Below are 9,780 nucleotides of genomic sequence, written 5' to 3' on the forward strand. Positions count from 1 at the left end.
CTGTGTCCCCGGCCGCCGAAGCCGGCGAGCGGAAGTTGCGCTACGAGGTGATCCGCAACCGGCTGCGCCAGGCCATTGCCGACAAGCGCATCGTGCCCGGGCTGGTGCTGCTGGAGGGACCGGTGGCCGACGTGTTCGGCACCAGCCGCGTCCCGGTGCGAAAGGCCTTTCATCTTTTGCATGAAGAAGGGCTGCTGCAGAAGTTTCCCGGTCGCGGCTACATGGTGGCGCCGCGCGGCCAGCAGGTGGAGCCCCAGCGGCTGGCCATCGACGAAGCTTCGCTCGGGCAGGACGCGCAGGGCGCGACCATCTACATCCCCTCTGAAAGCGAGCGCATCTACGGCGAGTTCGAGCGTTCGATTTCCGCCGCCGTGGTGTTCGGTCACTTTCGCATCGACGAAGCGCGGGCCATGAAGCACTTCAACGTGAACCGGGTGGCGCTGCGCGAGGTGTTGAGTCGGCTGGTGGACCGCGGCCTCGTCGAAAAGAGCGCCTATGCCTCCTGGCGCGCCGGCCCGCTCACGGCGCGCGCCATCGCGCAGGACTTCGAAGTGCTGCTGCTGCTTGCGCCGGCCGCGTTGCTGAACAGCGCGCCGAAGCTCGACGAACAGTTCCTGCTCGGCCTGCGTGGCGCCCTGAGCGATCCCGAGGCCGTCGGCACGGAAGAACTGCTGCGTATCGAAAGCCAGATTCATGGGGATTGCCTCTCCAGGCATCCCAACGCCAAGATGCTCGGCATCCTTCAGCAGTGCCAGATGCCGCTGATCGTCAACCGCACGTTCTTGCGCATGTTCCAGCAATCGACGAGCCGGTTGCTGCTCGATGAGTACCGGGCCATCGTCGAGCATCTTTGCGCACGGCAGTTCGCGCTGGCGGCCGAGGCGTTCGAGGCCCATCTGGAGGCCGCGCGCAAGCGCACCCAGCAGCAACTGAAGGTCCTGGCAGTGCTGCCCGAGCCGCAATTCCCCGACTATCTTGTGCGCGTGGCCTGACTGCGGCCGAAGCGAGGCGTACGATCCTCGCCAGAGAGGCATACGCAACATGACCGCACAGACACTGACAGCTACCGCCCGCGCGCTGGTCGCCGGCGACAAGGGCTTGCTCGCCATGGACGAGAGCAACGCCACCTGCAACAAGCGCTTCGCGGCGCTGGGCATCCCGCAGACCGAGGCGGTGCGGCGCGACTGGCGCGAGCTGATCGTCACCGCGCCGGGGCTGGGCGACAGCATCAGCGGTGCCATCCTGTTCGACGAGACCATCCGCCAGACGACGAACGCGGGCCTGCCCTTCGCCAAGGCGCTGGAGGCCGTGGGCATCATCCCCGGCATCAAGGTCGACATGGGGGCCAAGCCGCTGGCCGGCCACCCGGGTGAAACCGTTACCGAAGGCCTGGACGGCCTGCGTGAACGACTGGCCGAATACGCTGGCATGGGCGCACGCTTTGCCAAGTGGCGCGGCGTGATCGCCATTGCAGCGGGCCTGCCGAGCCGCGCCTGCATCGACGTCAACGCCCACGCGCTCGCACGCTACGCCGCGCTGTGCCAGGAGGCCGGTATCGTGCCCATTATCGAGCCCGAGGTGCTGATGGACGGCGACCATTCGCTCGCACGCTGCGCCGAAGTCACCGAAGAAGTGCTGCACCAGACCTTCGTGCAACTGCGCGCACAGGGCGTGCTGCTCGAAGGCATGCTGCTGAAGCCGAACATGGTGCTGCCGGGCCAGAAGGCCGCGGTGCAGGACTCGGTCGAGGCGGTGGCCGAGGCCACGGTCAACTGCCTCTTGCGCACCGTGCCCGCTGCCGTGCCGGGCGTCGCGTTTCTTTCCGGCGGCCAGTCCGCGCAGCTGGCCTCCGCCCGGTTGAACGAAATGAACCTCAGGTTCAAGTCGCGCATGCCGTGGGCGCTGACCTTCTCGTTCTCGCGCGCGGTGCAGCAGCCAGCGCTCGATGCGTGGAAGGGCGACGCCGCCAACGTGGCGGTCGCACAGCAGGCGCTGGTGCTTCGCACCCGCGCCAACCAGGCCGCGCGACGCGGCGACTACAGATAACAGGCATTGAACCGCGCATGACCACGCCCCAGGACCTGTACCGCCAGAAGCTGGCCGCTCCCGCCGATGCCGTGCGCCAGGTGCGCAACGGCGACATGATCGTCGTGCCCACCGGCGTCGGCGAGCCGCCCACGCTGCTCACGGCGCTGTCGGAGCAGCGCCGCGACTTTCGCGACGTGAAGGTGGCGCAGATTTTGGCGATGCGCAAGTACGCCTACATCGACCCCGAGACCGTTGAGCATGTGCGCCACGTGGCGCTGTTCTTCGGCGGCGCCACGCGCGCGGGCGGCCAGGCGGGCTGGATCGACTTCCTGCCGAACTACTTCTCGGAGATTCCCGCGCAGATCGAGCGAGGGCAGATACCGGCCGACGTGGTCTTCAGCATGGCCTCGCCGATGGACGCGCACGGCTACTTCGCCCTGAGCCTGGGCGCCGACTACACGATGGCCGCTGTCGCCCGCGCCCGCGCCGTGGTGCTGGAGGTGAACCCGAACGTGCCCTTTGCCTGCGGCGCCTGCCATGTGCACATCTCGCAGGTGGCTGCGCTGGTGGAAAACGAGGCGCCGGTGATGGAGGTCGGCCTGCCCAAGATCGGCGTGGTGCAGGAGGCCATCGGCAAGTACGTGGCCGACCTGATCGACGACGGCTCCACGCTGCAGATCGGCTACGGCGGCATTCCCGACGCGGTGGTGATGCAGCTCACGGGCAAGCACGACCTGGGCATTCACACCGAGATGATCGGCGACGGCATCCTCACGCTGGTGGAGAGCGGCGCGGTCACCAACCGGCGCAAGAACTACCTGCCGGGCAAGTCGATCGCCACTTTCGCGCTGGGCTCCAGCAAGCTCTACCGCTTCATGGACCGCAACCCGGCGCTCGAAATGCACCCGGTCAATTTCACCAACGACCCGGCGCTGGCGGGGCTGAACGACAACCTCGTCGCCATCAACGCGACCATGCAGATCGACCTGCTCGGTCAGTGCGGCTCCGAGAGCCTGGGCTACGCGCCGTACTCGGGCACGGGCGGGCAGTCGGACTTTGTGCGCGCGGCCAACCGCTCGCGCGGCGGCAAGGCCTTCATCGTGCTGCCCTCGACGGCCAAGGACGACACCATCTCGCGCATCGTGCCCTCGCTGTCGCCCGGCACGCACGTGAGCACGAGCAAGAACGACATCAACTATGTGGTCACCGAGTACGGTGTGGCGCAGCTGCGCGGCAAGTCGGCCAAGCAGCGCGCGCGCGAGCTGATCGGCATCGCGCACCCGGCCTTCCGGGCCGAGCTGACGGAGCAGGCGCAGCGGCTGAAGCTGCTCTAGACCTTCCAGACCTGCCGGGCCTGCCGGTCGGTCAACCTGCCTTGGCCGCCTTCACCAGCGAAGGCGTCGCCTTGTAGTTCTCCGGGAACAGCTTCTTCAGGTCGTCGATCTTGGGCATGTCGTTGATCGCGATGTAGGGCTGGCTCGGGTGCAGCGTGAGGTAGTCCTGGTGGTAGTCCTCGGCCGCATAGAAGGGCTTGGCCATTTCGATGGTGGTCGCCAGGGGCTTGCCGAAGGTCTTGGCCTGGTTGAGCTGCGCGATGTAGTCCTTGGCGATGCGGGCCTGCTCGGCGTTCTCGGCGAACACGGTGGAGCGGTACTGCGTGCCGCTGTCGGGGCCCTGGCGGTTCAGCTCGGTGGGGTCGTGCGCCACCGAGAAATAGATCTGCAGCAGCTTGCCGTAGCTGACCTGCTGCGGGTCGTAGGTGATGCGCACCGATTCGGCATGACCGGTGCGGCCCGAGCCCACTTCGTCGTAGCGCGCCGTCTTGGCGTCGCCGCCGGCGTAGCCCGACACGGCGTTGCTCACGCCCTTGACGCGCTGGAACACGCCCTGCACGCCCCAGAAGCAGCCGCCTGCGAACACGGCGGTCTCGGTCCTGGCGGTGGCCGGTGCCGTCAGGTCGGCGGTGGGGGCGGGCACGCGGCGGGCGGTCTCGGCAAACGAGGGCACCGCGTGCCATACCAGGGCGGCGGCGGCCAGCGTGCCGGCAGTGAGTGCGATGGATTTCATGGGAGAGTTCCTTGGGAGGGCAGTGGAAAGCGGGTTCTTACGACATTGACGCCGAATCTGCCGGGCGTCAATGGCGTTTTGCAGCGGTCGGAAGGGCGCTTACTTCTTCATCTCGTCCTTGCCCATGCCGTCTTTCTTCATGGCGTCCTTGCCCATCGAGTCCTTGGACATCGAATCCTTGGCCATGGAGTCCTTCTTCATGGCGTCCTTCGACATGGAGTCCTTCGCCATCGAATCCTTCTTCATGCCGTCCTTGGACATCGAGTCCTTGGCCATGCCGTCCTTGGCCATTTCGTCCGCGGCGAAGGCCGAGGCGCCGGCAAAGGCCATGCAGGTTGCGAGCAGGGTTGCGGTGAGCTTGTTCATTGAGAGTCCTTGGTAGTGTTTGGATTTCGTTTCAAAGATCGGCCTGGTTACAGTGACACTGAACTCGGCCTCGTGCTTTCTTCGGCAGTCGAGCGGCTGTGAAAGCCCCTCAGCTCCCTCCGAACCAGTTGTAGCCCTGGTCTTCCCAGTAGCCACCTGTGTAGGTGTTGGTGACGAACATCGCCTTGATGTGCTTCGGGTTCTTGTAGCCAAGCTTGGTCGGCATGCGCAGCTTCATCGGAAAGCCGTACTTGGGCGGCAAGGGCTGGCCGTCGTAGGTCAGCGTGAGCAGCGTCTGCGGGTGCAGCGCGGTGGGCATGTCGATGCTGGTGTAGTAGTCGTCGGCGCACTTGAAGCCCACGTACTTCGCGGTGGTGTCGGCGCCGATGTGGCGCAGAAAGTCGGCAAAGCGCACGCCGCCCCATTTGCCGATGGCGCTCCAGCCTTCCACGCAGATGTGCCGGGTGATCTGGTCGTGCTGCGGCATGGCGCGCAACTCGGCCAGCGTCCAGGCATGCTTGTCGGCCACCATGCCGGTCACTTCGAGCTTGTAGCTGGCTTCGTCCACTTCGCGCACTTCGTCTTCGCCGTAGTAGGCGTTGAAAGGGAAGGGGCGGGTGATCTCGGCTTCGGTGTAGGTCGGTGCCAGTTGGGTGGGGCTGAAGATCAGCCCCTGCACCTTGTCGTTGAAGCGCGAGATCTTCGTCAGCGCGGCCTCGACCTGGGTGTTGTCGCTGATGCTGCAGCCTGTCAGCAGCGACAGGCCGCCGAGCGTCAACGATCGCTGCAGGAAGGCGCGGCGCGCGGGCTGGTCGAGCTTCCTGGCGATCAGCGTGCGGGCTTCGCGGACCACGGCATCACCGTCGACGCCTGCGAGGGTGGGGGCTTTGAAGATTTTCATGAGACGGGTCCGGGGGCGGGGTTCAGGCCTTGGGCAGGTGCTGTGACGTGCGGCCGCGCAGCATGGTGAGCAGCGTGCGTGGCACCAGCGCCACCATCACGAGGTGGACGACGACAAAGGCCACGATGGCCGCCATCGCGAAGAAGTGGATGCGGCGTGCGAATTCGTAGCCGCCCAGCAGGTCGCGCAGCACCGCGAATTGCACCGACTTCCACAGCACCAGCCCCGACAGCACGATGACGACCAGGTCGAGCATCACGAACAGGTAGGCCAGTTTCTGCACGTTGTTGTAGCGGCGCGGGTCGGCGTGCGAGAGCTTGCCCTTGAGCGCGGCCAGCGCGTCGTGCAGCACGCCGCGCGGCGTCACCGGGAAGAACTTGCGGGCCAGCCGGCCGCTGGCGATGTTCACCGCCAGGTACACGAAGCCGTTGAACACCAGCAGCCACATCGCCGCAAAGTGCCACTGCAGCGCACCGCCGAGCCAGCCGCCGAGGGTGATCACGGTGGGGATGGTGAACGGGAAGAACGGCGCCGCGTCGTAGATGCGCCAGCCGCTGGTCACCAGGATCACCACGGCCAGTGCATTGAGCCAGTGGGTGATGCGCATCCACAGCGGGTGGATGGGCCGTGCGTCCGCCGGTGCGGCAGGAGGGGCGATGGCTGTGCTGTTCATGGAGCGGATTGTTGGGCGCACCCCATGGCCGATTCATCACGCAAAGTTCAATTAATCGTGATAACTCCCCAAGCCGTATCGCAGGACAATCGGCCCCATGGACACCGCCAAACGCGTGCTGATCGTCGAGGACGACGCCCACATCGCCGAACTGCTTCGCATGCACCTGCGCGACGAGGGCTATGCGGTGGAGCACGCCGCCGACGGCCACGCCGGCCTGCGCGAGCTGGAGCGCGGCAACTGGGACGCACTGGTGCTCGACCTGATGCTGCCCGGCGTCGACGGGCTCGAGATCTGCCGCCGCGCCCGCGCCATGACGCGCTACACGCCGATCATCATCATCAGCGCCCGCTCGAGCGAGGTGCACCGCATCCTGGGGCTGGAGCTGGGCGCGGACGACTACCTGGCCAAGCCCTTCTCGGTGCTGGAACTGGTGGCGCGCGTGAAGGCGCTGCTGCGGCGCACCGACGCGCTGGCGCGCAATGCGCGCATGGAGTCGGGCAGCCTCACGCTGGGCAACCTGGACATCGACCCGCTGGCGCGCGAGGTGCGCCTGGACGGCAAGCCCATCGAGCTCACGCCGCGCGAGTTCGACCTGCTGTTCTTCTTTGCGCGCAACCCCGGCAAGGTGTTCTCGCGGCTCGACCTGCTCAACCAGGTCTGGGGCTACCAGCACGACGGCTACGAGCACACGGTGAACACGCACATCAACCGGCTGCGCACCAAGGTCGAGGCCGACCCTGCCGAGCCGCGGCGCATCCTCACGGTGTGGGGGCGGGGCTACAAGCTCTCGGCCACCGGCAGCGCGGAGGACGTGTCGTGAACGCCTGGGCCACGCTCTCGCGCAGGCTCTCGGCCGTGTTCGCGGTGCTGCTGCTGGTGTGCTGCGGCGCGTCGGTGTGGCTGCAGGTGCGCTCCAGCGGCCTGCACGAGCAGGAAGTGATCCAGCGCCTGTCGAGCGGCCTGGCGGCCCACATCGCAGAGAACACCGAACTGATGAAGCCCGGCGGGCTCGACCAGGCGGCGGTGAAGGACCTGTTCGACAAGCTCATGGCCGTCAACCCCAGCGTCGAGGTGTACGTGCTGGCGCCGGACGGCCGCATCGAGGCGCAGGCCGCCCCGGCGGGTCACCTGAAGCGCGAGAGCGTCGCATTGGCGCCGATTCGCCGCTTGCTGGCCGGGGCGCCGCTGCCCATCGCGGGCGACGACCCGCGCAGCGTCGGCGGCTCGAAGGTGTTCAGCGTGGCGCCGCTGCGCATGGGCGGGCGCGACGCCGGCTATGTGTACGTGGTGCTGCAGGGCGAAGACCTCGACGTGCTGGTGGCCAACGCGGCCGCCGACAACGTGCTGCGCACCATGCTCTGGTCGACGGGCCTGGTGGCGCTGCTCGGACTGCTCGCCGGCCTGGCGGCGTTCCGGCTCATCACGCGCCCGCTGCGCGAACTGACCTCGGCGGTGAAGCGCTTCGAGGCCGAGGGCATTGCGTCGCTCGAGAGCGCAACGCCCACGCTGGAGCGCCTGTCGCAAGGCACCGACGAGATCGCGCAACTCGGCCAGGCCTTCACGCAGATGACGCGGCGCATCGCCGAGCAATGGCGCGAGCTCACGCTGCAGGACCAGCAGCGCCGCGAGCTGTTCGCCAACATTTCCCACGACCTGCGCACGCCGCTCACCTCGTTGCACGGCTACCTGGAGACGCTGCTGCTGAAGGCCGGCACGCTGGACGAGGCGGAGCGCCGGCGCTACCTCGAAATTGCGCTGGGCCAGAGCCGCAAGGTCGGCCGCCTGGCGCAGGAAGTGTTCGAGCTGGCGCGGCTCGAATACGGCGTGGTCAAGCCCGAGAAGGAGAACTTTGCGCTGGCCGACCTCGTGCAGGACGTGTTCCAGAAGTTCGAGCTGGCGGCCGAGGCACGCCGCCAGCGCCTGAAGCCCGACATCGCACCCGGCCTGCCGGTGGTGTCGGCCGACCTCGGCATGATCGAGCGCGTGCTGACCAACCTGCTGGACAACGCGATCCGCCACACGCCCGCGGGCGGCGAGATCGTGGTGCAGCTGCGCCAGGAGAACGCGGGCGTCGCGGTGCAGGTGAGCGACACGGGGCCTGGCATTCCCGGCGATCTGCAGAAGGCGCTGTTCATGCGCCCCGTGTTCATGAGCGGCTCGCGCACCGACAGCGCCAGCAGCGGCGGGCTGGGCCTGGTGATCGTCAAGCGCATCCTGCAGCTGCACGGCAGCGACATCCGGCTGGTGCAGCAGCCGGACAAGGGCGCGGTGTTCCGCTTTCAGCTGGGCGGTGCGGCGGGGGCCTGAGCCGGCCCCGGGCTTTCGTCAGGCCCCGCTCGCGTGCCAGTCGCCAACGCCCCGATTCAGCAGGGGCGCGCGGCCGCCGCGCCCGGGCGCGTTGCCGAGCTCGTCGGGCTTTCGTCGACCGTGCCGAGCGGGCGCGTGAACGTGCAGCCGTAGCGCACGTCGGCCACCGTGGCCGGCGTGAGCACGTCGTCGCCGGCCGGCTTCACCGTTGGGTTGCGCTCCCACTGGATCATCGCGTCGAAGGCCTCGACCTGTTCCTTCACCGTGAAGTCGCAATGCGTGATGCCGCGCACCGCGCGCTGCACCAGCCATTGGCTGTTGCCCTTGGCAGCCACGCGCCTGTTGTAGATCTGCTCCATGCTGAAGGGCACGTACAGGTCGCCCAGGGTGTGCAGCGTGACCACCGGAATCCTGAACTCGCCGTTGGCCTTGGGAATCCAGCGCAGGCCGTCGGTGCGCAGTCGGTTCGCGTCCGTCGCCGCCGTGAGCTTGAGCACCGAGGCATTCAGCGCATTGGTTCCCGGCACGTCGGCGTCGATGGTGTAGGTGAAGCGGTTCGTGTCCAGCGTGTTCTTGTTCAGGATGCCGGTGACCGTGCCGTCGCTGCCGAACACGCCCCACACGGCGGCGAAGGAGCCGCCCGACTTGAAGCCGAGGTCGAACATCGGGCGCGGGCCGCCCGTGAGGTTCTGGATCACCGAGGCGTACTTGGCGCCGGTCGCCGTGGTGCTGATGTCGGGCGGCGAGGTGGTGAAGTTGGTGAACAGCCGTGCGCCGACCTGCGCGGCAATGTCGGCCCAGTTGGGGGTGGGGTACTTCGGCAGGCTCGCCAGCGCCTGGGCCGCCACCTGCGCGCCCGCGAAGTAGTCGAACAGCTCGGTGTCGCCCACCACGCCGCACATCGGCACCGCGCCGTTGTACTTCACCTTGTGGTTGGCGGTGGCGTAGGCCTCGTCCTCGATGGCGGCCGCCGTGATGTGGCCGCCCATCGAGTGGCCGGTGATGAAGGTCTTCGACGGCGGGGCCAGGTTGCGGCCGTTGGCCTTGGCGATGGCGGTGAACTGCAGCGCCAGCGCGTTGGTGTCTTCCACGCCGACACGCACGTCGTAGTAGTTCTTGCTGTAGCTGGAGGCCGCCCAGGCGTAGCCGTTCTGGATCAGGTAGCGGCGGATCGACGGTTCCGAAACGCTCAGCACGTTGCCTTCCCCGGCGTAGCCGTGCGCATACATCACCAGCTCGCCGTTCCAGTTGGCGGGCACCTCGACGTGGTATTGCGCCCCGCCGAGCATGCCGGCCCAGCGGCTGGTGGTGCTGTTGACGACCGTGTCGCTGGCGTCGGCGGCCAGCGCGGCGAAGGTGGTGGCCGTGGGGTCCGCGGGAGCGAAGGACGTGCGGCTGTCCTGCAGGCGGGTTTCTTCGGGGGCCGGTGCCGGGG

At 67.6% G+C, this 9,780-nt stretch carries 10 protein-coding genes; 5 read left to right on the forward strand and 5 right to left on the reverse strand.

Annotated elements, in window-relative coordinates; translation table 11 throughout:
* Nucleotides 1-2 precede the first annotated feature (2 nt).
* Genes AC0IYU_RS08570 through AC0IYU_RS08580 form a run of 3 tightly spaced genes read left to right on the forward strand, consistent with a single transcriptional unit; the run spans nt 3 to nt 3,362 of the window.
* Nucleotides 3-992 carry a GntR family transcriptional regulator gene (locus AC0IYU_RS08570; RefSeq protein WP_472115192.1) on the forward strand — a complete coding sequence of 330 codons (990 nt, stop codon included), beginning with the start codon at nt 3-5 and terminating at the stop codon, nt 990-992.
* Nucleotides 993-1,041: 49 nt separating this feature from the next.
* On the forward strand, nt 1,042-2,046 hold the full coding sequence (locus tag AC0IYU_RS08575; protein WP_472115195.1) for a class I fructose-bisphosphate aldolase: 1,005 nt from the start codon (nt 1,042-1,044) through the stop codon (nt 2,044-2,046).
* Nucleotides 2,047-2,063: 17 nt separating this feature from the next.
* Nucleotides 2,064-3,362, forward strand: a complete 1,299-nt coding sequence (locus tag AC0IYU_RS08580) for an acetyl-CoA hydrolase/transferase family protein (RefSeq protein WP_472115198.1) — start codon at nt 2,064-2,066, stop codon at nt 3,360-3,362.
* Nucleotides 3,363-3,393: 31 nt separating this feature from the next.
* Here the strand turns inward: AC0IYU_RS08580 and msrA are convergent, their stop codons facing one another.
* The 4 genes from msrA to AC0IYU_RS08600 form a co-directional block, all read right to left on the reverse strand.
* Nucleotides 3,394-4,095, reverse strand: coding sequence for a peptide-methionine (S)-S-oxide reductase MsrA (gene msrA, locus AC0IYU_RS08585; protein ID WP_472115201.1), 702 nt, complete (start codon nt 4,093-4,095; stop codon nt 3,394-3,396).
* A gap of 99 nt (nt 4,096-4,194) precedes the next feature.
* On the reverse strand, nt 4,195-4,461 hold the full coding sequence (locus AC0IYU_RS08590; protein ID WP_472115203.1) for a pentapeptide MXKDX repeat protein: 267 nt from the start codon (nt 4,459-4,461) through the stop codon (nt 4,195-4,197).
* Between the two features lie 109 nt (nt 4,462-4,570).
* A complete protein-coding gene (locus AC0IYU_RS08595; protein WP_435483834.1) occupies nt 4,571-5,362 on the reverse strand; it encodes a molybdopterin-binding protein in 792 nt (263 codons plus the stop codon).
* A gap of 22 nt (nt 5,363-5,384) precedes the next feature.
* The gene (locus tag AC0IYU_RS08600; protein ID WP_435483833.1) at nt 5,385-6,035 is read right to left on the reverse strand and encodes a cytochrome b/b6 domain-containing protein; all 651 of its coding nucleotides are present in this window, start codon (nt 6,033-6,035) and stop codon (nt 5,385-5,387) included.
* Nucleotides 6,036-6,132: 97 nt separating this feature from the next.
* Here AC0IYU_RS08600 and AC0IYU_RS08605 point away from each other — a divergent pair, with 97 nt between their 5' ends.
* Together AC0IYU_RS08605 and AC0IYU_RS08610 are read left to right on the forward strand one after the other, a co-directional pair.
* Complete coding sequence (locus AC0IYU_RS08605) at nt 6,133-6,858, forward strand: response regulator transcription factor (RefSeq protein ID WP_435438211.1); 726 nt, start codon at nt 6,133-6,135, stop codon at nt 6,856-6,858.
* The gene (locus AC0IYU_RS08610) at nt 6,855-8,345 is read left to right on the forward strand and encodes a sensor histidine kinase (RefSeq protein WP_472115206.1); all 1,491 of its coding nucleotides are present in this window, start codon (nt 6,855-6,857) and stop codon (nt 8,343-8,345) included. The genes AC0IYU_RS08605 and AC0IYU_RS08610 overlap by 4 nt, the downstream gene beginning before the upstream one ends.
* A 56-nt stretch (nt 8,346-8,401) precedes the next feature.
* Here AC0IYU_RS08610 and AC0IYU_RS08615 read toward each other — a convergent pair.
* Nucleotides 8,402-9,780: alpha/beta hydrolase family protein (locus tag AC0IYU_RS08615; RefSeq protein WP_472115209.1), on the reverse strand; the 1,379-nt coding region annotated here is incomplete at its 5' end.

It is taken from the genome of Variovorax sp. AC103 (genome assembly GCF_979254005.1).